The sequence below is a fragment of the Kosakonia arachidis genome, from assembly GCF_900116535.1.
In the GTDB taxonomy this organism is placed as follows: domain Bacteria; phylum Pseudomonadota; class Gammaproteobacteria; order Enterobacterales; family Enterobacteriaceae; genus Kosakonia; species Kosakonia arachidis.
Map to the genome: position 1 here is coordinate 98,206 of NZ_FPAU01000003.1, position 23,670 is coordinate 121,875.

The 23,670-nt window shown below is 56.9% G+C and carries 23 protein-coding genes and 1 pseudogene; 3 read left to right on the forward strand and 21 right to left on the reverse strand.

Annotated elements, in window-relative coordinates:
- Window positions 1–137 precede the first annotated feature (137 nt).
- Both BM427_RS12025 and fdhF read right to left on the reverse strand, forming a co-directional pair.
- On the reverse strand, window positions 138–1,868 hold the full coding sequence (locus tag BM427_RS12025; RefSeq protein ID WP_090121892.1) for a penicillin-binding transpeptidase domain-containing protein: 1,731 nt from the start codon (window positions 1,866–1,868) through the stop codon (window positions 138–140).
- 210 nt (window positions 1,869–2,078) lie between these two features.
- Window positions 2,079–4,226, reverse strand: a complete 2,148-nt coding sequence (fdhF, locus tag BM427_RS12030; protein ID WP_090121893.1) for a formate dehydrogenase subunit alpha — start codon at window positions 4,224–4,226, stop codon at window positions 2,079–2,081.
- A gap of 256 nt (window positions 4,227–4,482) precedes the next feature.
- Here fdhF and BM427_RS12035 point away from each other — a divergent pair, with 256 nt between their 5' ends.
- Complete coding sequence (locus BM427_RS12035) at window positions 4,483–5,214, forward strand: response regulator (RefSeq protein WP_090121897.1); 732 nt, start codon at window positions 4,483–4,485, stop codon at window positions 5,212–5,214.
- Between the two features lie 3 nt (window positions 5,215–5,217).
- Here the strand turns inward: BM427_RS12035 and BM427_RS12040 are convergent, their stop codons facing one another.
- From BM427_RS12040 to BM427_RS12065, 6 genes are read right to left on the reverse strand one after another with little or no spacing between them, the layout of a single operon-like run.
- Window positions 5,218–6,210 carry a carbohydrate kinase family protein gene (locus tag BM427_RS12040; protein WP_090121899.1) on the reverse strand — a complete coding sequence of 331 codons (993 nt, stop codon included), beginning with the start codon at window positions 6,208–6,210 and terminating at the stop codon, window positions 5,218–5,220.
- Window positions 6,210–7,070: a ketose 1,6-bisphosphate aldolase gene (locus tag BM427_RS12045; RefSeq protein WP_090121901.1), complete on the reverse strand. Its 861-nt coding sequence runs from the start codon at window positions 7,068–7,070 to the stop codon at window positions 6,210–6,212. Before BM427_RS12045 ends, BM427_RS12040 begins: the two co-directional genes overlap by 1 nt.
- Window positions 7,071–7,081: 11 nt before the next feature.
- A complete protein-coding gene (locus BM427_RS12050) occupies window positions 7,082–7,768 on the reverse strand; it encodes a D-lyxose/D-mannose isomerase (protein ID WP_090121904.1) in 687 nt (228 codons plus the stop codon).
- A 46-nt stretch (window positions 7,769–7,814) separates the two neighbouring features.
- A complete protein-coding gene (locus tag BM427_RS12055) occupies window positions 7,815–8,756 on the reverse strand; it encodes an ABC transporter substrate-binding protein (RefSeq protein WP_007372506.1) in 942 nt (313 codons plus the stop codon).
- Between the two features lie 40 nt (window positions 8,757–8,796).
- On the reverse strand, window positions 8,797–9,786 hold the full coding sequence (locus BM427_RS12060; RefSeq protein WP_090121907.1) for an ABC transporter permease subunit: 990 nt from the start codon (window positions 9,784–9,786) through the stop codon (window positions 8,797–8,799).
- On the reverse strand, window positions 9,779–11,302 hold the full coding sequence (locus tag BM427_RS12065) for a sugar ABC transporter ATP-binding protein (RefSeq protein WP_090121909.1): 1,524 nt from the start codon (window positions 11,300–11,302) through the stop codon (window positions 9,779–9,781). Before BM427_RS12065 ends, BM427_RS12060 begins: the two co-directional genes overlap by 8 nt.
- A 252-nt stretch (window positions 11,303–11,554) precedes the next feature.
- Between BM427_RS12065 and BM427_RS12070 the strand changes: the two genes are divergently transcribed.
- Window positions 11,555–14,119, forward strand: coding sequence for an ATP-binding protein (locus BM427_RS12070; protein ID WP_090121910.1), 2,565 nt, complete (start codon window positions 11,555–11,557; stop codon window positions 14,117–14,119).
- 158 nt (window positions 14,120–14,277) lie between these two features.
- On the forward strand, window positions 14,278–14,586 hold the full coding sequence (yjdP, locus tag BM427_RS12075) for a DDRRRQL repeat protein YjdP (RefSeq protein ID WP_090121911.1): 309 nt from the start codon (window positions 14,278–14,280) through the stop codon (window positions 14,584–14,586).
- On the opposite strand, the gene BM427_RS12080 is transcribed toward yjdP, so the two are convergent.
- From BM427_RS12080 to BM427_RS12140, 13 genes and pseudogenes are all read right to left on the reverse strand, one after another.
- Window positions 14,583–14,927 (reverse strand): low molecular weight protein tyrosine phosphatase family protein, encoded by a 345-nt coding sequence (locus tag BM427_RS12080; RefSeq protein WP_090121913.1) that lies wholly within the window; start codon window positions 14,925–14,927, stop codon window positions 14,583–14,585. The two genes, yjdP and BM427_RS12080, sit on opposite strands and share 4 nt — an antisense overlap.
- 196 nt (window positions 14,928–15,123) lie before the next feature.
- A complete protein-coding gene (gene phnP, locus BM427_RS12085) occupies window positions 15,124–15,882 on the reverse strand; it encodes a phosphonate metabolism protein PhnP (RefSeq protein WP_090121914.1) in 759 nt (252 codons plus the stop codon).
- 60 nt (window positions 15,883–15,942) lie between these two features.
- Complete coding sequence (gene phnN, locus BM427_RS12090; protein ID WP_090121915.1) at window positions 15,943–16,491, reverse strand: ribose 1,5-bisphosphokinase; 549 nt, start codon at window positions 16,489–16,491, stop codon at window positions 15,943–15,945.
- Window positions 16,491–17,627, reverse strand: coding sequence for an alpha-D-ribose 1-methylphosphonate 5-triphosphate diphosphatase (gene phnM / locus BM427_RS12095; RefSeq protein WP_090121917.1), 1,137 nt, complete (start codon window positions 17,625–17,627; stop codon window positions 16,491–16,493). The genes phnN and phnM overlap by 1 nt, the downstream gene beginning before the upstream one ends.
- Window positions 17,624–18,310, reverse strand: coding sequence for a phosphonate C-P lyase system protein PhnL (phnL, locus tag BM427_RS12100; RefSeq protein ID WP_090121918.1), 687 nt, complete (start codon window positions 18,308–18,310; stop codon window positions 17,624–17,626). The genes phnM and phnL overlap by 4 nt, the downstream gene beginning before the upstream one ends.
- Window positions 18,311–18,320: 10 nt before the next feature.
- A complete protein-coding gene (phnK, locus tag BM427_RS12105; protein ID WP_090121920.1) occupies window positions 18,321–19,079 on the reverse strand; it encodes a phosphonate C-P lyase system protein PhnK in 759 nt (252 codons plus the stop codon).
- Window positions 19,076–19,924 carry an alpha-D-ribose 1-methylphosphonate 5-phosphate C-P-lyase PhnJ gene (locus BM427_RS12110; protein ID WP_090121921.1) on the reverse strand — a complete coding sequence of 283 codons (849 nt, stop codon included), beginning with the start codon at window positions 19,922–19,924 and terminating at the stop codon, window positions 19,076–19,078. The genes phnK and BM427_RS12110 overlap by 4 nt, the downstream gene beginning before the upstream one ends.
- Window positions 19,917–20,981 carry a carbon-phosphorus lyase complex subunit gene (locus tag BM427_RS12115; RefSeq protein ID WP_090121922.1) on the reverse strand — a complete coding sequence of 355 codons (1,065 nt, stop codon included), beginning with the start codon at window positions 20,979–20,981 and terminating at the stop codon, window positions 19,917–19,919. Before BM427_RS12115 ends, BM427_RS12110 begins: the two co-directional genes overlap by 8 nt.
- Window positions 20,981–21,565, reverse strand: coding sequence for a phosphonate C-P lyase system protein PhnH (gene phnH / locus BM427_RS12120; RefSeq protein ID WP_090121924.1), 585 nt, complete (start codon window positions 21,563–21,565; stop codon window positions 20,981–20,983). Before phnH ends, BM427_RS12115 begins: the two co-directional genes overlap by 1 nt.
- Window positions 21,562–22,014: a phosphonate C-P lyase system protein PhnG gene (phnG, locus tag BM427_RS12125; RefSeq protein ID WP_090121925.1), complete on the reverse strand. Its 453-nt coding sequence runs from the start codon at window positions 22,012–22,014 to the stop codon at window positions 21,562–21,564. The genes phnH and phnG overlap by 4 nt, the downstream gene beginning before the upstream one ends.
- A gap of 1 nt (window position 22,015) precedes the next feature.
- Window positions 22,016–22,741 carry a phosphonate metabolism transcriptional regulator PhnF gene (phnF, locus tag BM427_RS12130; RefSeq protein WP_090122726.1) on the reverse strand — a complete coding sequence of 242 codons (726 nt, stop codon included), beginning with the start codon at window positions 22,739–22,741 and terminating at the stop codon, window positions 22,016–22,018.
- 177 nt (window positions 22,742–22,918) lie between these two features.
- A pseudogene (locus BM427_RS12135) lies at window positions 22,919–23,184 on the reverse strand (VOC family protein).
- Window positions 23,185–23,277: 93 nt separating this feature from the next.
- The gene (locus BM427_RS12140; RefSeq protein ID WP_007372530.1) at window positions 23,278–23,613 is read right to left on the reverse strand and encodes a zinc ribbon domain-containing protein YjdM; all 336 of its coding nucleotides are present in this window, start codon (window positions 23,611–23,613) and stop codon (window positions 23,278–23,280) included.
- Window positions 23,614–23,670: the final 57 nt, after the last annotated feature.

Here is a 23,670-nt window from a genome sequence, read left to right on the forward strand (position 1 = left end):
CATTATCAGGGATCTGGGAATTCTGTTGATGACATTACACTATCGGCCGGTTTGTCACACCTGTTAGACGTTACACCCCGCCATGACACCGCCATCAACACCCCAACGCTGCGTGAGTCGCCTTAAGCACGCCGGCATCAGGATGCATTTACGGAAGGTTTATTGCTGATGGCATCGGGCGTGATATTCATATGTTTCAGTACCGGGCCGATGATTTTGCCGAAAATCGGCGCTGCGACCGAGCCACCAAAGTGATCGCCCACTGTCGGATGGTTGACCATTACTACCAGCGCCACTTCAGGGTGGCTGGCTGGTGCAACGCCCGCGGTGTAGTTAACATAGCCGCCATCGTACTTCCCGTCGGTCCCCATTTTTTCCGCCGTACCGGTTTTCGTGGCGAGCTGATATCCCGGTACCGCCGCACGTAAACCTGAGCCGCCCGGTAAAACATCGCTTTCCATCATATACACGACGGTTTTCGCTGTCGCCGGGTTCGCCACTCTTACGCCCATCACTGGCGGCGTGACTTTGGTGATAGAAAGAGGGCGATAGATACCGAACGAGCCCAGCGTCGCATATTCCCGCGCGATCTGCAGCGGCGTTACGCGCAGGCCATAGCCAAAAGAGAACGTCGCACGTTCAATATCAGCCCAGCGCTGGCGGTGTAAGGGAAAGTAACCCACACTCTCGCCCGTCAAGCCTAGCCCGGTAGGTTTGCCGAGGCCAAACGCCTGGTAGGTATTGACCAGCGCCTGAGCAGGCATCGCCAGCGCAATGTGGGAGGCGCCTGTATCGCTCGATTTCTGTAAAATGCCGGTTATCGTCAGTCGCGGCCAGTGCCCGACATCACGTATCAAATGCCCGTTTACGACATAAGGCGACGTATCAAGAACCGAGTTCGGTTGAATTAAATGGCGCTCCAGCCCTTCGAGAACCACCAGCGGCTTCACGGTTGAACCTGGTTCATAGCTATCGTTAATGGCTGTGTTGCGCATTTGCATCGGGGTGGCGTTTTCGTAATTGTTGGGATTAAACGAAGGGTAAGAGGCCATTCCCAGAATCTCGCCGGTATCGATTTTCACCAGTACTGCCGCACCTGAATCCGCCTTGTTAAGCAGCACGCCATCACGTAATGCACTGTAAAGCGTGTATTGATCGAACTTGTCGATGCTGAGCTGAACTGTTGGCGGTTGCTGTGGCGGTTCGTAATTGACCACGGAAATCAGATGGCCGTCACCGTCCTGGCGGTACTCTTCCTGCCCCGGTTTGCCTTCAAGAATGGCGTTATAACTTTTTTCCAGCCCATTAAGCCCCGTGTTATCAGCGCCCACGATGCCCAAAAGCGGCGCGGCAGCTTCCCCCATGGGATAAAAACGGCTGTCGTCATATTCGGTAGTGATCCCTTTCAGATGTAGCGCGGCAATGTCTTTGGCGATACCCAGTTCGATTTTTCGGCCCAGGTAGAGGAAGTGTTTAGTGGGATTCGCCGTAATCTGCGCCCGCAGGGCTTCCGGGCTGATATTGAGCGCTGAGGCGAGGTAAGCCCACTTAGGGCTGGTAAAATCAGGATTCGCCTCGAGAATGTGTTTCGGATCGGCAATGATGTCGCGCGAGGGGACACTCAGGGCTAACGCCTGGCCGTCACGATCGACCAGCGTTCCGCGGTTGGTCGGTAATGTAATGGTACGTAATGAACGTTGGTCGGCTTCATGCTCCAGCATTGGGTGATTCAGCAGTTGCAGGTCGGCAACGCGTGCCAGCAGGAGCACCAAAAACACCAGAATCACAAGAGAAAGCAGGTGATACCTGTTGAGGTTAAATGAAGAACTGGGGTGATTTTCTCTGTGGTGCTTTTTTACAGGGGGCATGGGGTTTCACGGCAATTATTAATGAGCATATTCTCCTGTTAGTTATAGGTAAACATGCCAGCAGATGACAGAAGAACTGTGTTTCAGTTCGTTAATGATGATTTTTCAGTAAGTTGATTGAAGTGTCGCTCACGCGCAGTATGGCCAACGGAAGGTAAATAAAAAAGCGGAGTGAAGATCACTCCGCTTTGACGTCGACAAACGCGGCAATCAGCCCATCGCGCTTTCGCGCAGCCGGGTTTTCAGCTTGTTATATTCGTCGATCACATACTGCTCGGCGGCGCGCTGATCGGCGATCGGCTCAATGCGCACGGCGCAGTATTTATACTCCGGCGTTTTGGTTATTGGGCTTAAGTTCTCCGTTACCAGCTCATTACAGGCACCAATCCACCACTGGTAGGTCATATATACCGCACCTTTGTTCGGTCGTTCGCTGACCTGCGCACGGGTGATAATTTTGCCTTTCCGCGAGTTAACCCATACCAGTGCTTCATCCTCAATGCCCAGCCTTGCAGCGTCGGCGGTGTTGATTTGCGCATAGCCTGGCTCATCCGCCAGCGCGGCCAGCGCGGCACAGTTACCGGTCATTGAGCGGCAAGAGTAGTGGCCCACTTCACGCACGGTGGAAAGCACCATAGGATACTCGTCGGTGAGTTTATCCATCGGCGCGACCCAGTCGCAGGTGAAAAATTTCGCCAGCCCGTTCGGCGTGTCGAACTTCTCTTTAAAGAGATAAGAGGTACCCTGATCGGCCTCCGACGTATCGCGACACGGCCACTGGATGTAGCCCAGCTCACCCATTTTTTCGTAGGTGGCGCCGTAGAAATCGGGGCATAAATGACGCAACTCGTCCCAGATCTCCTGCGTGTTGTTGTAATGCATCGGATAACCCATACGGGTGGCGATTTCACTGATGATTTGCCAGTCCGTTTTCAGATCCCACTTCGGTTCAACCGCTTTAAAGAAGCGCTGGAAACCACGATCCGCCGCTGTATAAACACCTTCGTGCTCGCCCCAGGAGGTAGAAGGCAGGATGACATCCGCCGCGGCTGCGGTTTTGGTCATGAAAATATCCTGCACAATCACCAGTTCGAGCCCTTCAAATGCCTTACGAACTGCCGACAGTTCGGCATCCGTTTGCAACGGATCTTCACCCATAATGTACGCGGCGCGTACTTCGCCATGCTCAACGCGATGCGGCAGTTCGCTGATGCGATAGCCAGTATGCGCAGGCAGGCTTTCCACGCCCCACGCTTTGGCGAATTTCTCGCGGTGTGCATCCTCTTTCACATACTGATAGCCCGGGAATGTGTCCGGCAGTGCGCCCATATCGCACGCGCCCTGCACGTTGTTCTGACCACGCACCGGGTTGACCCCAACGTGCGCTTTCCCCAGATTACCGGTCAGCATGGCAAGGCTGGTGAGCGAACGCACTGTTTCCACGCCCTGATAGAACTGGGTCACACCCATGCCCCATAGGATGGCTGCAGTTTTCGCCCCGGCGTACATACGGGCGGCCTGACGGATCTCCTGCGCGCTGACGCCAGTGATCTCCTCGACCGATTCCGGCGTGTAGCCCTCGACAATCTTCCGGTACTCTTCAAACCCTTCCGTCCGGCTGGCGACAAACGCCTGATCGTAGAGTTTTTCTTCAATGATCACATGACCCATAGCGTTAAGCAGGGCGATGTTGGATCCGTTTTTCAGTGCGACGTGCATGTCGGCAATGCGCGCGGTTTCAATTTTGCGCGGATCGCAGACGATGATTTTCGCCCCATTCTGTTTCGCTCGAATCACATGATTAGCGACGATAGGGTGAGAATCCGCCGGGTTGTAACCAAAGATAAACACTAAATCCGTGTTATCAATTTCATTAATGGCATTACTCATCGCGCCATTGCCGACCGATTGGTGCAGACCTGCAACCGAAGGGCCGTGTCAGACACGAGCGCAGCAGTCGACGTTATTGGTACCAATAACGGCGCGCGCGAATTTTTGCATTATGTAGTTGGTTTCATTACCCGTACCACGGGAAGAACCGGTAGTCTGAATGGCATCCGGGCCGTACTTCTCTTTAATGGCGCGCAAACGGCTGGCGACATAATCGAGCGCTTCATCCCAGGAGACCGACTCCAGTTTGCCGCCGCGCTGGCGACGGATCATCGGGCTTTTAAGCCGGGGCGTCAGGATCTGGGTATCGTTGATAAAATCCCAGCCATAATAACCTTTCAGACAGAGAGTGCCCTGATTGGTTTTGCCCTGTGCGGCTTCCGCCCGAACGATTTTGCCGTTATCGACCACCAGATGGATTTTGCATCCCGAGGCGCAATACGGGCAAACCGTGACGACTTTTTTCATCACTTTCGCTCCAGTTAACAGTGTCGCCCCCACTATGCATCTTCTATGCCATAACAATACTGGGGTTATTTACCGATATTACGCCGGAAATTTGCTCAAAATACTGACGAAAAACAGGCCATCGTCAAAAGTGACGTGACGAAGAGCGAGGGGGATGTGACCACGGTTAAAAATTCGGTATTTAGTCGCTGCATTTATAAATGACCGCCAACAGAATGGATCAGACTTACCCAAGCGAGCCTGGCGGAAGCGAACAATGAAACCTGCAATTCTGGTGGTAGATGACGATAGCGCGGTGTGCGAACTGTTGAAAGAAGTGCTGAGCGAGCACGTCTTTACGGTTTACGTCTGCCATAACGGGCAGGATGCGCTGACGCTCAGCGCGCAGCATGCGGATATCGCGCTGGTGCTGCTCGATATGATGCTGCCGGATATCAATGGCCTGAGGGTGTTGCAGCAGTTACAAAAACAGCGGCCGTCGCTGCCGGTGGTGATGCTCACCGGGCTTGGTAGCGAGTCGGATGTGGTGGTCGGACTGGAAATGGGCGCTGACGACTATATCGGCAAACCTTTTAACGCCCGCGTGCTGGTGGCGCGCGTCAAAGCGGTACTGCGGCGCAGCGGCGTACTGTCGGCAGAAATATCAATGGAAAGGCTGCCTGGCTTTACCTTTAATGGCTGGCATCTCGACCCTGAACGCTGCGAGCTGTTTAACCCGCAGCATCAGGTGGTTGGCCTGACCCAGGGCGAGTACAGTTTGTTGCTGGCGCTGGTACAAAATGCGAGGCGGGTGCTGAACCGTGAGCAGTTGCTGACTTTAACGCACAGCGAAAGCGTGGAAGTGTTTGATCGCACCATTGATGTGTTAATCATGCGCTTACGCCGCAAAATCGAAGCCAATCCCCACCAACCGGCGCTGATCAAAACCTTGCGCGGCCTCGGCTATGTCTTTGCCGCCGATGTAGCGCACAGCGATAAAGCCGCCTGAGCCTCAGCACTCTTGCAATAACGCCTCCAGCGTCTTCGCGCCGTCGATTGCATTAGCGCACAGCAAGCTGGCGCGCGCGCAGGCATGCGCCAGTTGAATGCTCTTTTGCAGCGACCAGGTTTCGTGGCAGCCGTATAAAAAACCGGCGCAAAAGGCATCGCCCGCGCCAACACTGCCGATAATCTCCGACTGGCTTAACGTGCGCGATGGGATCCACGCTCCGGCCTGATCTGCACTTTCGCCCCATGCGCCTTCCGGGCAGTGGATCACTACTCGCTGGCGCACGCCGGCGGCAAGCAGTTGTGCGGCGGCGGCAGCGATATTCTCAATATGTGGTTTATCGGTTTCGGTGCGCATCGGAAGCCCGCTAAATTCCCCGGCTTCCAGCTCGTTAATCACCAGAAAATCAAGGTGCTTCAGGCACGGCAGTACCAGCGGCTGGTACCGTGGATCGCCCTTACGTGACACCAAATCCAATGAGGTGAGAAAACCCTGCTCGCGCATCTGCGCCAGCAGTCGCGCGCTGCGTGTTCCATACTCTTCGTCCGGTAAGTCGAGACTATCAAGTAACAAGAGATAGCCGAGATGGAAAATCTTCATGCAGCCGTCCAATTGCTCAAACGCCGGTAAATCCAGCAGGCGGTTCGCGCCGGGCGAGTGAAAAAAGGTGCGCTGCCCGGAGGGATCGGTCATCACCTGCGACATTGATGTAGGCGCAGAAGGGGTGCGTTGCACCGCCTGGCGATTAACGTGGTACTGATCCAGCATCGCCATAATGTAATCGCCATCGCTGTCTTCGCCCACTAATCCCACCGCCTGCAACGGCATTCCTACGTGCAACTTTGCCAGTGTCAGTAGTACATTCAGCGGTGCACCGCCCGTTGAGCGCTCACTCTGGGTTATCTCCGCCAGCCAGCCGCGCTCCGGCCACTGCACGATCTGGTGAACGTGATCGACCAGCATATTGCCCGCCGCGATAACGCCGTTACGTGTCATCAGAGTTGCCCCGCGCTGCCGAAAATACGCATCTGCGTGGCCACGGTATCGGTGATGGCCTCTTCGACGCTCAACAGTAACTGAGCGAACTCATCGTACAACGGCTGGCGATCCGCCATGCGCTGCTCAATTACGCCGAGCGCAGCCTGTGACATGCCGGTGTAGAAATTGATTTTATGGATACCCAGCGAAATGGCGCGGCGGAAATCCGCATCGCTGATGCCGGAACCGCCGTGCAGTACCAGCGGCAGCCCGGTCTGCTGGCGAATAGCGTCCAGGCGCGTAAAATCCAGTCTCGGTTCGCCTTTGTATTTGCCGTGGGCATTGCCGATAGCCACCGCCAGCGTGTCGATACCGGTACGGTCGACAAAATCCCGCGCCCGCGTCGGGTCAGTAAAACAGGCTTCGTCGGCATGACCATACAGCGCTCCTCCCTCATCGCCGCCAACCGCGCCAAGCTCCGCTTCCACCGAAACGCCGACCGCATGGCACATCTTTACCACTTCCCGCGTTTGGCGAATATTTTCTTCATACTCCAGCACGGAACCGTCAAACATCACCGAGCTGAAACCGAGGCGCAGCGCGCGTACTACCGATCCAAAATGCAGCCCGTGATCGAGGTTTAGCACCACCGGAATGTCGTGTCGTGCGGCTTCGAATCTCACCGCTTCGACCAGCGACTCCAGCGAGACATATTTAAAATGGACTTCGGCGATGTTGATGATAAAGGGCGATCGCTCCTGCTTTGCGGCGGCAAACAGGGCGCGTAAGAAATGCGAGTCGAGCACGTTAAACGCGCCCAGCGCATAGCGGTGTTCACGGGCGTGCGCCAGACCTTCGGCGAGTGAAATCAAAGGCATAGATACCTCCTTTAGCCGAGGAACAGACGATATTCGTTACACAGCGCCAGCAGTGCCGGTTCGTCTTCCTGAATAGTGGTAAAGCGATCGACGGGGCGCAGGAAATGGTTGTCGTGCTCATCGTCATTCACCGATGACACTTCGCCAACCAGCACATCGCCAAAGCCCGGTTCACCCCAGAAGCTGTGATACAGCCCCGGCGTCAGACAAATACTTTCCCCTGGTGAGAGGCGCAACTGGCTGCCCGCCGCATGGGTCTGAAGGCAGCCATCAATGACCACGGTAACGTCGGAGGCAATCGTCTCTTCATGCGCGCCGGCGTTCCACAGTTCAATAATTAGATTACCGCCGCCGCGATTAATGATGTCCTCGCGCTTGCGCCAGTGAAAATGCATCGGCGTGAGCTGGCCGTCGCGCACATGCATAATCTTTTCCGCATAACATTTTTCATACGGCGTGCCGTTGGGCGAGCCGTTACGCAGAGTGAACAGCGTCAATCCCTGGGCAAAGAAATTGTCGCCGCCAAACGCAGTGACATCCCATCCCAGTTTCAGATCGAACACTTCACGCCACGCCGCGCGATCCAGCTGTTGCCACTTGGTGGGCTGGAAGCTGGCGAATGGCGGCAAATGGACATCGTGCATTGAGAAAAATTGCCGCGTGTGGCCGAGAATTTCATTAATGGCGGAGCGTTTCATTTCACCTCCAGAGAAGCTCCCCCGCGGGATAACGCGGGGGAAAATCCTATTTCACCGTCCAGCCTTTGTAGCTGCCGACGTTCTGTTTATCGATCATCGTCACCGGGATCAGCACCGGTGCGGTTGGCGCGGGCTTGCCTTGCAGAATGTCGTAGCCGATCTCCACCGCGCGGGCGGCCATCACTTGCGGATCCTGCGCTGGTGTGGCGACAAACAGCGAGTTTTTGCGTTTCAGCGCTTCTTCGCCATCCGGGCTACCATCGACGCCAACAATAAAGAACTCGTGACGCTGCGCCTGTTTGGCGGCCAGATCGGCACCGATCGCCGTCGGATCGTTAATTGCAAAGACACCGTCGATTTTCGGGTTGGCGGCAAGCAGCGAGGTCATCACTTCCAGCCCGCCTTCGCGGCTGCCTTTCGCGTTCTGGTTATCAGAGAGCACTTTGATATCCGGGTGGCGCTTAAACTCGGTCTGGCAGCCTTCGACACGGTTTTGCACCGCAGAGACCGGCGGCCCGTTGATGATCACCACATTGCCTTTACCTTTCAGGCGGTCGGTAATGTACTTACAGGCCATTTCCCCCGCCTGGGTGTTATCGGAGGTGATGGTGGCGTCGGCGCCTTCTGCCGCCACGTCAACCGCCACCACCACAATCCCGGCTTCTTTTGCCCGTTTCACCGCCGGGCCAATGCCTTTGGAATCCGCCGCGTTGAGGATGATCATGTCCACTTTGGCGGCGATAAAGTTATCGATCTGCGCGACTTGCTGGCCCAGATCGTAACCGCTGGAGACCAGCGTCACTTTGACGTTATCGCCCGCCAGTTTGCGTGCTTCCAGCTCCGCGCCTTTGGTGATCTGCACGAAGAAGGGGTTTGCCAGATCCCCCACCGTAACGCCGATGGACTTCAGATCTTTGGCCTGCGCAAACGGCGCGCTGGTCAGCAGAGCAGCGGCGCAGAGCGCCGTGACAAGAGGTTTAAGACGCATGCTGTAATCCTCACTTATGTTACTGTTTTGTAGGGTATTGTTATGCTGCCTGATGATGCCGGGTACGGTATTTGTCGATCAGCACCGCTATGATGATCACCGCCCCTTTGATCACCAATTGCCAGAAGTAGGAGACGCCCATCAGCGTCATACCGTTGTTAAGGGTGGCAATAATCAGCGCGCCAACCAGCGTGCCGGTAATCGTGCCGATTCCGCCGACAAAACTGGTGCCGCCCAGGATCACTGCGGCGATGGCGTCCAGCTCATAGCCGGTACCGAGGTTGCCGTTGGCGCTGTACAGCCGCGAGGCGCTCATCACGCCGCCAAGACCGGAGAGCAAGCCGCTCATGCCATAGACGAACAGCAGCACCAGCCAGACTTTAATGCCGGTCAGGCGCGCCGCCTGCATATTGCCGCCCACCGCGTAGATATGAACACCCAGCGTGGTGCGGCGCAGAATAAACCAGCACAGTACAATTACCGCCAGCGCAATCACCACCAGCCACGGCAGCGGGCCAAGATAGTTATTGCCGACCCACTCAAAACTGATATCGGAATTAATCACCGTGGTGCCGTCCGCCAGCAGATAGGCCACGCCGCGCAGTGCGGTATAGGTGCCGAGGGTGACAATAAACGGCGGTAACCCGGCAAACGCCACCAGCGCACCATTGAACAGGCCGAGCACCAGGCCGAGCATCAGCGCTGCCGGGACGGAAAGCAATGCCAGTTGGGGTATCAGCGAAACCACCATTGCCGCTACCGCTGTGGTGCCGAGAATCGAACCCACAGAGAGATCGATACCGCCGGTCAGAATGATGAAGGTCATGCCTGCCGCCAGTACAATGTTGATCGACGCCTGACGGGTGATATTCAGCAGGTTGCTTTCGGTAAAAAAGTTTGGCGCGATAAAGCCAAAAACCGCGACGATCAGGATGAGAATCGGCAGAATGCCGACGGTTTGCATCAGATCGCCCATCAACATCTTTTTGGCGGAAGGGCTTTTCGCTGCGTTCTCTTTGGCATCAGTCATGGTGTACCGCCTGGTGGTGGGATTCGTTAACGCCGGTGGCCAGCGTCATAATGTTTTCCTGTGTGATGTCATGTTGTTGCAACTCGCCGACAATGCTGCCTTCGCGCATCACATAAACGCGATCGCTCATGCCGACCACTTCCGGCAGCTCACTGGAGATCATCAGGATCGCCACGCCTTTGCGTGCCATCTGGTTCATGATCCGGTAGATCTCGCTTTTGGCACCGACATCTACGCCGCGCGTTGGCTCATCGAGGATCAGAATTCGCGGGCCGATCGCCACCCAGCGGGAGATCAATAACTTTTGCTGGTTGCCCCCGGATAAGCCGCCTGCCCGCACCTGTGCGTGCGGAACACGAATATTCAATAACCTGATGGCGTCATCGGATATTGACTGCGCTTTTTTGCGGTCGAGCATCCCCCAGGTCGCATCGCGCTCCAGCGTTGCCATGGTGATGTTTTCCTGCGCTGCCAGTTCCAGAAACAGGCCTTGCTCTTTGCGGTTTTCAGTCAGGAAACCGATGCCCAAATCGATGGCGGTGCGCGGCGAGTGGATCACCACTGGCTCGCCGTCCACTTCAATCATGCCGCCAGTGGCTTTGCGTACGCCGAAGATCAGCTGCGCCAGTTCGGAGCGCCCGGCACCGACCAGCCCGGCAAGGCCGACGATCTCTCCGGCACATACCTGCAAGCAGACCGGCTGGATTTTCTTGCCGTCCGTCAAGTCGTGAACGGTCAGACGTGGGTTACCGAGCGGAATATCGCGCTCTTTGTTAAACAGGTCGCTTAACGGGCGCCCGACCATCATGCGCACCAGTTCAGAGGCATTGAGTTTGTCGCGCGTCAGGCTGCCGACATACTGGCCGTCGCGCAGGACGCTGACACGGTCGGAGAGTTCATACACTTCCGCCATGCGGTGGCTGATGTAGATAATCGCCATCCCTTCATCGCGCAGGCGCAAGATCAGTTCGAACAGGCGATGCGTTTCGCGTGAGGAGAGGGCGGCGGTGGGTTCATCCATTACCAGAATACGGCTATTGCGGTGCAAAGCGCGGGCGATCTCCACCTGCTGCTGTTCTGCGATAGTCAGTTTCATCACCCGATCGGTGGCGTTGAAATTCGCGCCAAGACGGTCAATCACCGCCTGCGCCTGCGCCACCATCTCTTTGCGCTGGACCAGCCCGCCGCGGGCGATTTCACTGCCAAGAAAGATATTTTCCGCCACTGTCAGGTTTGGCGCTAACTGCATCTCCTGGTAAATCAGCGTGATACCGGCAGCGAGCGCATCTTTCGGGCTTTTGATGGCGTAAGGCTGGCCGTCAATCAGGATCTCGCCGCTGGTGGCGCTATACGCCCCGGCAAGAATCTTCATTAGCGTGCTTTTCCCCGCGCCGTTTTCCCCCATCAACGCATGAATCTCGCCGGGCCAGACCGTCAGATCGACTCCTTTGAGGGCGTAAAATTTGCCAAAAACTTTGGCAATGTTGCGCATCTCCAGTACAGGCGTGTTGCTCATCAGCGGGCTTCCTCGGAGGAACGATATCCGCACTTCATCACACGTTAGTAAATGCACAATGTCAGGTTCTGTTCATATTTGTCATATACCCGTCATACTTAAAGTTGCATGTGCGTTGGCTTTCCTCGCTCACCCCAGTCACTTACTGGAGTAAGCTCCTGGGGATTCTCTGCGTCGTCGCCTTCCTGCAACTCTAATTATTTTGGGTATAGTGATGTTACGCATCTGCGTTGAACCTCATCCGGAGCCACTATGTCGTATCGTGCGAACCCGTTTTTCACCAGCGCTCGCGGGCGTCTGCTGTTCTTCAATTTACTGGTGGTGGCCGTAACCTTAATGGTCTGCGGCGTCGCGGTACTGGGCTTTCGCCACGCCAGCCAGATTCAGGAACTGGCGCAGCAACAAACGCTGGACGATATGACCGGCAGCATGAATCTGGCGCGCGATACTGCCAGCGTCGCCACGGCGGCCGTACGGTTGTCGCAAGTGGTGGGGGCGCTGGAGTATAAGGGCGAAGCCGAACGCCTGAAGGCTACACAGAGCGCGCTGCAACACTCGCTCAGCCAGCTTGCCCGCGCGCCGCTGGCGCAGCAGGAACCACAACTGGTGGCGCAGATCACCCGCCGCAGCCACGAATTGCAGCAAAGTGTCACTGAGATGCTGGAACGCGGACAACAGCGTCATCTGGAGCGTAATGCGCTGCTCAGTTCGCTGTATCAGAACCAAAGTTATTTGCGCCATTTGCAGGCGATCACCACCCGGGAAGCGAGCAACATCCCGGATAGCCGCCTGCTTAACGAGATGGACCGGCTTATTATCGCCGCGATTCAGACGCCGTCTCCCCGGCCGACAATCAAACAGCTCTCCGACATCATGGGACAGTTGCCGCTGCGTGCTGCCAGCCCGACGGTGGATTTTATCCTGCCGGATTTCAGCGCCGAGCTGCGCAAGCTGGGGCCGCTATCGCTCCGGCTGGAAGAGAGTGATCTGGCGATTAGCTGGTCGATGTTTCATATCAAAGCGCTGGTGGCACTACTCAACAGCGACATCAACCAGTACGTTGCGCAGGTCGCGCAGGCGTCGGAACTGCGCACGGCGCAAAGCCACCAGGAGATGCGCTCGATCATTTCGTTTATCAGCGTCTTCGCCCTGCTGGCGCTGGTGATTACCGGCTTTGCCGGGTGGTATATCTACCGCAATCTGGGCTCGAATCTGACAGCCATTTCTCGCGCCATGTCGCGTCTGGCGCGCGGCGAACAGGAGGTGTCGGTTCCGGCGCTGCAACGGCGCGATGAGCTGGGCGAACTGGCGCGCGCGTTTAATGTGTTTGCCCGTAATACCGCTTCGCTGGAACACACCTCTAAGTTGCTGAAAGAGAAAAGTACACAGCTGGAAACCACTTTCCACGCGATGCGCGATGGCTTTGCGCTGTTCGATAATCGGGGGTGTCTGGTGGTGTGGAACCCGCAATATCCGTTGCTGCTCGGTCTGACGGCAGAGGCATTGCAACGCGGCCAGCACTATCAGAGCCTGTTACAGCAGGTGAGCGATCTTCCCGGCCACGTACAGGAGAATCTGGCTCGCCCGCTGCCCAAACCGCAGGAGTTACGGCTGGCGGATAACCGCACTATTGAGCTGCGTTTTAGCCCGGTGCCGGGGCGCGGCATGGTTAACGTGGTACTGGATCGCACTGAGCGTAAAGGGCTGGAAGAGGCGCTGCTGCACAGCCAGAAGATGAAAGCCGTCGGCCAACTGACCGGCGGGCTGGCGCACGATTTTAATAACTTGCTGGCAGTGATTATCGGCAGCCTTGAGCTGGTGACACCCGGCTCGCCGGATGCGTCGCGTATCTCTCGGGCGCTGAAAGCCGCGGAGCGCGGCGCGTTGCTCACCCAGCGGCTGCTGGCTTTTTCCCGCAAGCAGTCGCTACATCCCCATTCCGTGGAGATGCAGCCGCTGCTGGAGAATCTCGGCGAGCTTATGCGCCACTCGTTACCCGGTACACTGACGCTGGATATCGAAGCGCAAAGTCCGGCATGGCCCGCGTGGATCGATGTCGGGCAACTGGAAAATGCCATTATCAATCTGGTGATGAATGCCCGGGATGCGATGGAGGGCGAGAGTGGCACCATTAAAATTCGTACCTGGAACCAGCGTGTTACTCGCAGCGATGGACGCCGCCAGGATATGGTGGCGCTGGAGGTGATCGACCGCGGCTGCGGTATGTCGCAGGAGGTCAAAGCGCAGGTGTTCGAACCCTTCTTCACCACCAAACAGACCGGCAGCGGCAGCGGGCTGGGCTTGTCGATGGTATATGGCTTTGTTCGCCAGTCAGGTGGCCGGGTAGAGATTGAGAGCGCACCGGGGCAGGGTACTACCGTGCGTCTGCAACTGCCGCGCGCGACGGTGCAGGCGGTGGAAAGCCGCGAGCCAGATGCCGCGCAGGCGCGCGATAGCAGCGATACGTTGATTCTGGTGCTGGAAGATGAGGCCGATGTGCGCCAGACATTATGCGAACAGTTGCACGAGCTGGGCTATTTGACGCTGGAGGCGGAAACCGGTGAGCAGGCGTTGCAGTTACTGGCTGCTTCGACGGAGATTGGCGCACTGGTCAGTGACTTAATGTTACCGGGCGCGCTCAGCGGCGCGGAAGTGATTCATCTGGCGCGTCAGCACTATCCGCGTCTGCCGATGCTGCTTATTAGCGGCCAGGATCTGCGCCCGGCGCACAACCCTGCGCTGCCGGACGTGGAACAGCTGCGTAAACCTTTTACCCGTGCAGAGCTTGCGCAGGCGCTGCGACGGATTGCGGCGTAAAACGGCTACGGGCCAGTGTTGCCAGGCCCTGCGCGCTGTTAAACGCGGGTGATGAGGCCGCCATCCTGCGCTTCGCCTGCAATTGAGATTCCTCCGCTACCCGCTACGGCGGACTCTGCACTAACGTACAGCCAGTCCCCCCCTTTGAGACTGGCCTTATGAAACGTTACGCGACTGTGCTGTTATTCGGTGCTCTTTCACTCAGCGGTCAGATGGCGCACGCCGATATTATCGACGACGCTATTGGCAATATTCAGCGGGCAATTGGCGACACGTACAGCGCTGACAGCAATCGTGACGATGAAGACAGCAGCCACCGCGACGAGCAGTACCGGAATGATGACAACCGCTACCGCCAACTTGAAGACAGGCGCCGTCAGCTTGATGAACGCCAGCGTCAGCTCGATCAGGAGCGACGCCAGCTGGATGATGAAGAAAGCAGGCTGGAAGAGGACGATGGCCGTTAACGCGTCAGCGAGGGGATGCGCAAACCCAGGCGTTCCGGAACGATATCCTCAAGCAACGTGATTAATTGCGGGTCCATAAAATGGTATTCATCCGGGATATCAAGCACATAAACAGGTTTATGCTGCACCAGGTGGCTAAAGTCGGCAAGGATGCTGTTTTTGTGTTTTTCTTCCATCACACAGATAATGTCTGCCCAGGAGAGAATGGCGGGCGAAACGGTTTTTCTCGCATGGCGTTGTGTGCCAGCAGAGCGGGCATTTACCCCGGGATAGCGACGAAACACATGCTCAGCGGTCGGGCTGCGCCATTGGTTGCGGCTACAAATAAAAAGCACATTCATGGCAAGTGATACTCTGTAAGCCGCGATGTGCTAATTATTTATTGGTCACACGCGGGTATTTAAGACCCGGTTGCGTTATCCACAACCCTATCAGTGCGAGTCTGTACGCTTTATCCTTCAAACGACCTCTTTACAGGCTGCGTCTGCTTACCCCATGCCGGTAAGCAACGGGACGAATATATCCATATTGTGCGGTCTAATCCAGTACAATCCGCATGCCATCAAAACCCGCCTCAAACCCCGTCGGTAGCGTGTTATTCATCAACCAGACATCAAAGCGATGTCCAATATGGGTTAGCACGACGCGCGGGCAGCCAATCACCTCATTCAGGGCGATAACGGTGCGCAGATCGTTATGATTTTCCGGCGTCTCTGCGCAGGGCGGTTCACTGCAATCGATGATCACCACCTGCGGGCGATTATTGAGTAAAAACTTAAGCGTCTTATCCGGCAGACCGGCAGTATCCGAGAGCCAGGCGATCCGGCTGTGTGCCGATTCCAGCAGATAACCAAAGGTCAGTTTCGAGTGGTTCAGCGGCAGCGGTGTGACCTGCAATCCTTGTAGATCGAACACCACAAATGGCTCAACGATATGGCTGAAATCAAGCAGACCGGGATGTTTAAACAGATCGTCACAGCCTTGTTCATCCGGCGGGCCGTAAACCGGAATTTTCGCGCCTAAGCCCCAGCGCAGCGGAAACAACCCTTGCACATGATCCATATGGTAATGCGTCAACATAATCTGCTGAAACTGACCTGCCGGGAAACGCTCGATTAAATCGGCAAGCCCGGCATCCAGCAGCGTCACCGCGTCGTTAAACTGCACCACGCCGCTGCAAGGCTGGCGACGATATTGCGACTGTTGGCGCGCTCGTAAGCAGGCTGCACAATCGCAGCCGAATACCGGAACCAGTTGCGCACCACCGGTGCCGGTCAAGGTGAGAGTCAGGCTCATAGCGCCTCGCTTTAACGACTGAGTTAACGTAAACGGCGCGCGATGAATGCGCCGGCAGCATTACGCACTTTTCCCTTGTTGCGCTCTTATCAACGAGATCAATCCTTCCACTGACTGTAGCAGACTCCCGTCGTTGTTCAGCATCAGGCAATTACCTGGCGAGTAACGGGCTGCGCGCTCAAGCCGCGCACTAATTTCCGTGCTGCTTTCGCGCCCTCGTTTTTCCAGCCGCTGGCGCAAAATCTCCGGCGATACCTGCACATACACCGGCATCAACACGTCGCCGTATTGCGCCTGCGCCTGCGGCAGATGCCCGCGCGAGCCGTTGACCACCACATCAAACCCCGCCTGTAACCAGAGATCGACCTCCACGCCGATAGCGTAATAGAGATCGTTGGCGTGCCAGCTCAGGGTAAACAGATTCTGCCCGGCCCGGGTAAAAAACTCCTTTTCGCTCAGCTCGATATGGTTCTCGCTGCCGGAATCTGCCGGGCGCGTGATATAGCGGTGCGCCACCAGCAACTGGGGATGCTCGCGGCTGCGCAGTGCAGCCAGCAGCGAATCTTTTCCTGCGCCTGATGGCCCCATCAACCAGATCAGTCTGCCCATCAGAACACCCGTTTCCCCTCGCGCCAGACGTGATCGACGCGGACGTGGTCGCCTTTGTTGTGCACCAGAACCAGATCGGCTCGTTTCCCTTCGCCGAGTGTTCCTCGATCGTCAAGTTTGAGCGCCTGTGCCGGATTTTTCGTTACCAGGTGAATGGCGCGCGGCAGGGTGAAATCATTGAGCTCATCCGCCGCAACGCGGAAGGCAGCGTCCAACAGGCTGGCGGGATAATAATCCGATGAGAGGATATCCAGCATGCCGAGTTGCGCCAGTTTATGCGCCGCCACGTTACCGGAGTGCGAGCCGCCGCGCACGATGTTCGGTGCGCCCATCAGCACACTCAGGCCGTGCTCGCGCGAGGCTTCGGCGGCGGCAAAGGTGGTGGGGAATTCTGCGATCACGCTGCCTAACTGGTGGGATTCCACTACATGCTCGCGCGTGGCGTCATCGTGGCTGGCCAGTGGCAGGTTACGCGACCGACAGAGCGCGGCAATGGCCAACCGGTTAGGTTGTGACCACTCGGCAGCCAGCGCCAGTTGCTCCTGTTCAAACGCATCCATCTGCTCGTTGGTCAGGTGGTATTTGCCCTGAAAGTAGTCGCGATACTTTTCATAGCTGGCGTACTGGCGCTGGCCTGGCGAGTGATCCATCAGCGATACCAGTGTTACCGGTTCGCGGCCGACCAGCTTTTCAAACAGCGGCAGTGTGGTGTGATGTGGCAGTTCGCAGCGTAAATGCAGGCGATGTTCTGCTCGGTTCAGCCCGCGTTTTTGCGAATCTTCTACCGCGTTGATCATCTTCTCCAGATTCTCCAGCCGATCGCCGCCGTCGCGCACATCGCCAATGGCGACCGCATCCAGCACCGTGGTGATGCCGTTGGCGACCATCAGCGCGTCGTGGCTGCTCATCGCGGAATGGGCGGGCCAATCCACTTTCGGGCGTGGGGTGAAGAATTTGTCGAGGTTGTCCGTATGCAGTTCGATAAGACCCGGCAGCAACCAGCCGCCATCGCCATCATGGGCACCGGGCTGGCGGCTTTGGGTTTCGGCGAAGGTACGGATCACGCCGTCACGCACTTCCAGTGAACCGTCGACCACTTCGTCTTCAAGGATAAGTTTTACATTGTTGATAATCATGCGGAGATTCCCATCGGAAACAGACGGTCGGCGACATTTTCACGCACGGCCTCGTCATGGAAGATGCCGACAATCGCTGCACCGCGCGCTTTGGCCTGCGCGATCAGTTCAACGACGGCGGCGCTGTTTTTCGCATCCAGCGAGGCGGTCGGTTCATCAAGCAGAAGAATCGGGTAGTCAACAATAAAGCCGCGGGCGATGTTGACGCGTTGCTGCTCGCCGCCGGAAAACGTTGCCGGCGCAAGGTGCCATAAGCGTTCCGGCACATTAAGCCGCGTCAGCAACTGGCTGGCTTTGCCGATACAGACATCGCGAGAAAGTCCCAGCTCCAGCAGCGGCTGCATCACCACATCCAGCGCACTGACGCGTGGAATGACGCGTAAAAACTGGCTGACCCAGCCGATGGTATGACGGCGCACGTCCAGTACTTTTCGCGCCGAGGCCTGCACTAAATCGACCCATTCATCGCCATGTTTGACATGAATATGCCCGGCGTCCGGCAAATAGTTGGCATACAGCGAGCGCAGCAGCGTCGATTTTCCACTGCCGGAGTGGCCGTGCAGCACCACGCATTCCCCGGCGTTCACCTCCAGCGAGGTGTCGCGCAGCACCGGCAGACGCACGCCGTTCTGATGGTGCAGGACAAAGGTTTTGCTGACATTTTCCACACGCAAAACAGACATCGCAGACTCCTTAATTTTGCAATACCGAGGAAACCAGCAACTGGGTATAGGGGTGATGGGGATCGTCGAGTACGCGATCCGTTAATCCACTTTCCACCACCAGGCCCTGTTTCATTACCAGCAGACGGTTTGCCAGCAGGCGCGCGACGCCCAAATCATGGGTGACCATCACCACCGCAAGGTTCATCTCCACCACCAGGTTGCGCAGTAGATCCAGCAAACGCGCCTGTACCGACACATCCAGCCCGCCGGTGGGTTCATCCATAAACACCAGTTTTGGCCGCGTTACGAGGTTGCGAGCGATTTGTAGTCGCTGCTGCATCCCGCCGGAAAAGGTGGTGGGCAAATCGTCAATGCGTGACGGTGGGATCTCGACATCCGTCAGCCATTGTTGCGCGCAGGTGCGGATAGCACCGTAATGTCTCGCGCCGGTCGCCATCAGCCGTTCGCCGATATTGCCCCCGGCGGAAACCTGGCGGCGCAGACCATCCAGCGGATGCTGGTGTACCACACCCCATTCGGTTCGCAGCAGGCGGCGACGCTCGGCTTCGCTGATGGCGTACAGATCGCGGTCGTTATAGATAACCTGCCCCTGCTGTGGCACCAGTCGCGCTGAAATGGCATTCAGCAGGGTGGTTTTACCAGAACCGGATTCGCCGACAATGCCCAGCACCTCACCTGGCCATAGATCGAACGAGACGTCCTGAAACCCTTTGCCTGGCGCATAGAGATGGGAGAGTTGATTCACCGAAAGCAGCGGTTGGGTCATTTGCGTAAAACCTCGCTCTGTTGGCGGCAGTAGTCGGTATCGGAACAGACGAACATGCGTGTGCCAGTATCATCCAGCACCACTTCATCCAGATAACTGTGGATGGAACCGCAGATGGCGCACGGCTGATCCCACTTTTGCGGCGCAAACGGGTAATCCTCAAAGTCGAGGCTCTCAACCTGGGTATACGGCGGAACGGCGTAAATGCGTTTTTCACGCCCGGCACCGAACAGTTGCAGTGCTGGCATGAAGTGCATTTTCGGGTTATCAAACGCCGGGATTGGCGACGGGTCCATCACATAGCGGCCATTCACTTTCACCGGCCAGGCGTAGCGGGTAGTGAAGTTGCCGAAGCGCGCGATGTCTTCATACAGCTTCACCTGCATCACGCCATACTCTTCCAGCGCGTGCATGGTGCGGGTTTCGGTTTCGCGCGGTTCAATAAAGCGCAGCGGCTCCGGGATCGGTACCTGGTAAATCAGGATCTGATCTTCAGCCAGCGGCGTTTCAGGAATGCGGTGGCGAGTCTGAATCAGCGTCGCATCGGCGGTGCGCTCGGTGGTTTCCACGCCTGTTACGCGGGTGAAGAACTGGCGGATCGAGACGGCGTTGGTGGTGTCATCTGCGCCCTGATCGATCACTTTCAGTACATCGTCTTCGCCAATGACGCTGGCGGTTAACTGAATACCGCCAGTGCCCCAGCCGTAGGGCATCGGCATTTCGCGCCCGCCAAAGGGTACCTGGTAACCTGGAATAGCAACTGCTTTCAGCAGCGCCCGGCGGATCATGCGTTTGGTTTGCTCATCAAGAAAGGCAAAGTTGTAACCGGTCAGCGCGTTAGCCACGGGAGCTCTCCTGTTGCAGCTGTCTGAGCAAGTCCAGTTCAGCCTGGAAATCGACGTAGTGGGGAAGTTTGAGGTGTGAGACAAAGCCCGCCGCCTCGACGTTATCGGCGTGCGCCAGAACAAACTCTTCATCCTGCGCCGGGCTTTTAATCATTTCGCCGTAGTCTGCGGCTTGCAGGGCGCGATCCATCAGCGCCATTGCCATCGCTTTGCGTTCGCCCATGCCGAACACCAGCCCGTAGCCACGGGTAAAGTGCGGCGCCTCCTCTCCCGGGGCGATAAAGCCGTTGACCATTTCACATTCGGTGATCAGCAATTCGCCGACGTTCACCGCAAAACCCAGTTCTTCGGGCACTATTTCCACGTCGATATAACCGCTGCGGATCTCCCCGGCGAAGGGGTGATTACGCCCGTAACCGCGCTGGGTGGAGTAGGCAAGGGCCAACAGATAGCCTTCGTCGCCGCGCGCCAGTTGCTGCAGGCGCGCAGAGCGGGAGCAGGGGTAAACCGGTGGCTGGCGGGTGATATCGTCTGGCGTGACGCCGCTCTCCTGTTCAGCTTTTGCCAGCCCCTCTTTTTCCAGGAGTGCAAATACGTGCGGCGTGGTTTCCGGCGGCGCTTCGCGTTTCGGCAATGACGTCGTTTCGCCTTCAGCCAGCAGCGCAAAATCGAGTAAACGGTGGGTGTAATCGTAAGTCGGGCCAAGTAACTGACCGCCGGGGATATCTTTGTACACTGCCGAAATCCGGCGCTCTAAACGCATCTTTGTGCTGTCAATGGGTTCGCTGACGGCCAGGCGCGGCAGCGTTGTGCGGTAGGCGCGCAGCAGAAAGATGGCTTCGACGTTATCGCCGCTTGCCTGTTTCAGCGCCAGCGCTGCCAGTTCCCGATCGGCAATACCACCTTCAGTCATCACGCGATCAACGGCCAGATGCATCTGTTCAGCAATTTGCGCAACGCTCAGCTCTGCAAGCTCGCTGTCGCCGCGACGCTTATGTTCTTGTAGCGCGTGGGCTGCGGCTATTGCCTTTTCGCCCCCTTTGACAGCAACGTACATCAGAACACCTCCACCAGTGTGGTTCGTGGTATCGCCAGCGCGCGTTCGCCACAGGTCAGGATCACATCGATACCTGTGGGGAACGAGTGCGGACGGTCGGTAAATTCGTCGGTGATGCACTCCGGCAGCAGCGGCGCAATCATTCGCTCCTCCAGAATGCCAGGGCCGGTCAGGCGTAGCATGCGGCCGCCGCTCAGTGACGGCAGTTGTAAAATCAAGGTGGCGCTGGTTTCTGGGCTGATATCCGTGCCGCAGGGCAGGGCGCTGAGCTGTTCGGCACTCAGGGTGTGATCGGCGACGGCAAAAAGCGACTGCTGCGGCTGGTCTACCAGCGGCGCATTGGTATGAAAACGCAGGTTCTGGCGCACCAGATCATTATCAACCGCAGCAGAGAACCAGATCGGCGTGTCATTATCGGCCAGCGTCAGTAATACGCTGGTGGATGCCGGGTTAAGCGGCGGCCAGCCATGTTTCAGATGCGGTAACGAGACGATGACGCCCGGCTCGCTCATGGCTTTTAACAGACGGCGAAAACAGTATTGAGCATCGTGAACCGCCGATGCGAAAGCGGGTTGTAAGGTCATGCATTATCTCCGCGAACCAGGGTGAAAAAGTCGACCCGGCTGGCGTTGACTTCGGCCAGACGCGCAGCAATGCGCGCGGCGCGGTCCGCTTCCAGCGGGGTTATCAGGGTTTCCATCAGCGTCTGGAAATGGGTTGGCTCCTGCAATAACGCGTCGCACACGGCGCAACGTTCGGCATGGCCTTTGTCGCGCCCGAGCACCCAGCTAAAGCCGAGCTGACCGCTGCTCAAGCGCACGACGGCGCGGGTCAGCGTAGTGTCGCCGGGGAAGAAGCGATCGCCGGTGCCGCCCATACGCGCCTGCACCTGTACCAACCCGGTTTGCGGCTCGCGGACATGCTCATAGTCGGGCGTCAGGCCCAACGTACGCATCCGCGCCCGCAGCATCTCCGGGGTGGACTGGGCAAGCGCTGCCATCCAGCGTTGACGAGTAGGCGTATCAAAGTGCATCTCAGTGCTCCATGGTGAATTCGATCATGTCGGCGCGGGTCAGGCTGACGGAGTACTCCGTCGCGTTGACGTCGCCTTCGCGATGGTTAAGGGTGCGCACGCAGAGCAGAGGCGCCATATTGGGAATCTCCAGCCAGCGGCTCTCTTTGACCTGCGCACGACGTGCGCTGATGCGTGTCTGGGTACGTTTCAGGCTGATCCCCGCACGTTCACGCAAAAAGTCATGGAGCGAACCGTGGTCAAACTGTTGCAGCAGCGGCCACAGCGTGAGATCGGCGAAGTAGTGATCAATAAGACAGAGGGCCACGCCATTCACCCGGCGGCGAGTGCGCAAATGCACCACGTTGTCGCCTTCGCTGATGCCTAACGCATCGGCGATATGCTCGGAAGCCGGGCGCAGAACCGCCAGCAGGCGTTCGCTGGTGGGATGACTGCCCTGATCGAGCAGGTTCTGGCTAAAGCGCGCTTGGGCATTGAGTGGGTAATCAAACGGGCGCGTCAGCACCAGTACGCCGATGCCCTGGCGGCGTTGCACCCAGCCCTTCTCTACCAGTTGATCGATGGCGCGGCGTAACGTGTGGCGATTCACCTCAAAACGTGCGGCCAGTTGCTGTTCTGCTGGCAACCAGTCGCCGCAGCGATAGTTATTTCGCAACTCCTGCTCCAGCCTTGCGGCAATCTCTTGATAGCGCGTGGGGTAGCTGGTCGGATGTCTGGATAAGTGCATGGTCATCTGAACCTCACGGATAAAAAACGGCTGCCTTATGGCAGTCATCACAGCGTGAGTCCATGCTGGCGGACTAATGTTTCATTTGGGTTATGCAATCGTTGCTGAGAGATGAAGAGTGATCTGCAACGGGCAAAAAAAGCCGTTGACGGTTCTTGCTGGGGAATATGCTGTGAATCAGGTTTGCGGCGATGTGGCGACATTAACCCTCCACGGGATGCCGAATTTATCTGTCATCATGCCAAAACCGTGCGACCAGAAGGTTTCCTGCCAGGGCATCATGATGTGGCCTTCGGCGGCACAACCGTCATCATTCGCTTCCGGGGTTTAGGCATTTCGCCGAAGGTGATTTTATAGATTAATTCAGCCAGTAATGCCTGCTGGTACAACTGAATAGCATCGTTGCTCTGGTCTGAAAAAAAGATGTAGGGACTGCGCGGCATAATCATTACCACTGGTAACGAAATCTGCCATTGAGAATCGTGGGGGAAAGTGAAAGAAAGCCAGGCGGGAAGTGTGAACTTCCCGCCGAATCATCAGTTCTTTTTAACGAATTCTGATTTCAGTTTCATCGGACCGAAGCCGTCTATTTTACAATCGATATTATGATCGCCTTCAACCAGACGAATATTTTTAACCTTAGTGCCGATCTTCAACATTGAAGAACTGCCTTTTACTTTCAAATCTTTAATTACTGTTACGCTATCGCCGTCGGCCAGCAGATTGCCATTGGCATCCTTGACGATTAATTCGTCGGCGTCGTGTGCCGGTTCAGCATTGTTCCACTCGTGAGCGCATTCCGGGCAAATGAACATGCCATTATCTTCATAAGTGTATTCGGAATTACATTTTGGACAGTGGGGGAGTTGCATAGGGATTTCCTCTAAAAACATACAACGCTGGCTGTGGCCAGCACAAAAGGCACAATG

What these genes read in the sequence shown, in the direction of transcription:
- BM427_RS12025 (WP_090121892.1), bottom strand. Translation starts at nt 1,868, where the DNA reads ATGCCCCCTGTAAAAAAGCACCACAGAGAAAATCACCCCAGTTCTTCA.
- BM427_RS12035 (WP_090121897.1), top strand. Translation starts at nt 4,483, where the DNA reads ATGAAACCTGCAATTCTGGTGGTAGATGACGATAGCGCGGTGTGCGAA.
- BM427_RS12040 (WP_090121899.1), bottom strand. Translation starts at nt 6,210, where the DNA reads ATGACACGTAACGGCGTTATCGCGGCGGGCAATATGCTGGTCGATCAC.
- BM427_RS12045 (WP_090121901.1), bottom strand. Translation starts at nt 7,070, where the DNA reads ATGCCTTTGATTTCACTCGCCGAAGGTCTGGCGCACGCCCGTGAACAC.
- BM427_RS12050 (WP_090121904.1), bottom strand. Translation starts at nt 7,768, where the DNA reads ATGAAACGCTCCGCCATTAATGAAATTCTCGGCCACACGCGGCAATTT.
- BM427_RS12055 (WP_007372506.1), bottom strand. Translation starts at nt 8,756, where the DNA reads ATGCGTCTTAAACCTCTTGTCACGGCGCTCTGCGCCGCTGCTCTGCTG.
- BM427_RS12060 (WP_090121907.1), bottom strand. Translation starts at nt 9,786, where the DNA reads ATGACTGATGCCAAAGAGAACGCAGCGAAAAGCCCTTCCGCCAAAAAG.
- BM427_RS12065 (WP_090121909.1), bottom strand. Translation starts at nt 11,302, where the DNA reads ATGAGCAACACGCCTGTACTGGAGATGCGCAACATTGCCAAAGTTTTT.
- BM427_RS12070 (WP_090121910.1), top strand. Translation starts at nt 11,555, where the DNA reads ATGTCGTATCGTGCGAACCCGTTTTTCACCAGCGCTCGCGGGCGTCTG.
- yjdP (WP_090121911.1), top strand. Translation starts at nt 14,278, where the DNA reads ATGAAACGTTACGCGACTGTGCTGTTATTCGGTGCTCTTTCACTCAGC.
- BM427_RS12080 (WP_090121913.1), bottom strand. Translation starts at nt 14,927, where the DNA reads ATGAATGTGCTTTTTATTTGTAGCCGCAACCAATGGCGCAGCCCGACC.
- phnP (WP_090121914.1), bottom strand. Translation starts at nt 15,882, where the DNA reads ATGAGCCTGACTCTCACCTTGACCGGCACCGGTGGTGCGCAACTGGTT.
- phnN (WP_090121915.1), bottom strand. Translation starts at nt 16,491, where the DNA reads ATGGGCAGACTGATCTGGTTGATGGGGCCATCAGGCGCAGGAAAAGAT.
- phnM (WP_090121917.1), bottom strand. Translation starts at nt 17,627, where the DNA reads ATGATTATCAACAATGTAAAACTTATCCTTGAAGACGAAGTGGTCGAC.
- phnL (WP_090121918.1), bottom strand. Translation starts at nt 18,310, where the DNA reads ATGTCTGTTTTGCGTGTGGAAAATGTCAGCAAAACCTTTGTCCTGCAC.
- phnK (WP_090121920.1), bottom strand. Translation starts at nt 19,079, where the DNA reads ATGACCCAACCGCTGCTTTCGGTGAATCAACTCTCCCATCTCTATGCG.
- BM427_RS12115 (WP_090121922.1), bottom strand. Translation starts at nt 20,981, where the DNA reads ATGTACGTTGCTGTCAAAGGGGGCGAAAAGGCAATAGCCGCAGCCCAC.
- phnH (WP_090121924.1), bottom strand. Translation starts at nt 21,565, where the DNA reads ATGACCTTACAACCCGCTTTCGCATCGGCGGTTCACGATGCTCAATAC.
- phnG (WP_090121925.1), bottom strand. Translation starts at nt 22,014, where the DNA reads ATGCACTTTGATACGCCTACTCGTCAACGCTGGATGGCAGCGCTTGCC.
- phnF (WP_090122726.1), bottom strand. Translation starts at nt 22,741, where the DNA reads ATGCACTTATCCAGACATCCGACCAGCTACCCCACGCGCTATCAAGAG.
- BM427_RS12140 (WP_007372530.1), bottom strand. Translation starts at nt 23,613, where the DNA reads ATGCAACTCCCCCACTGTCCAAAATGTAATTCCGAATACACTTATGAA.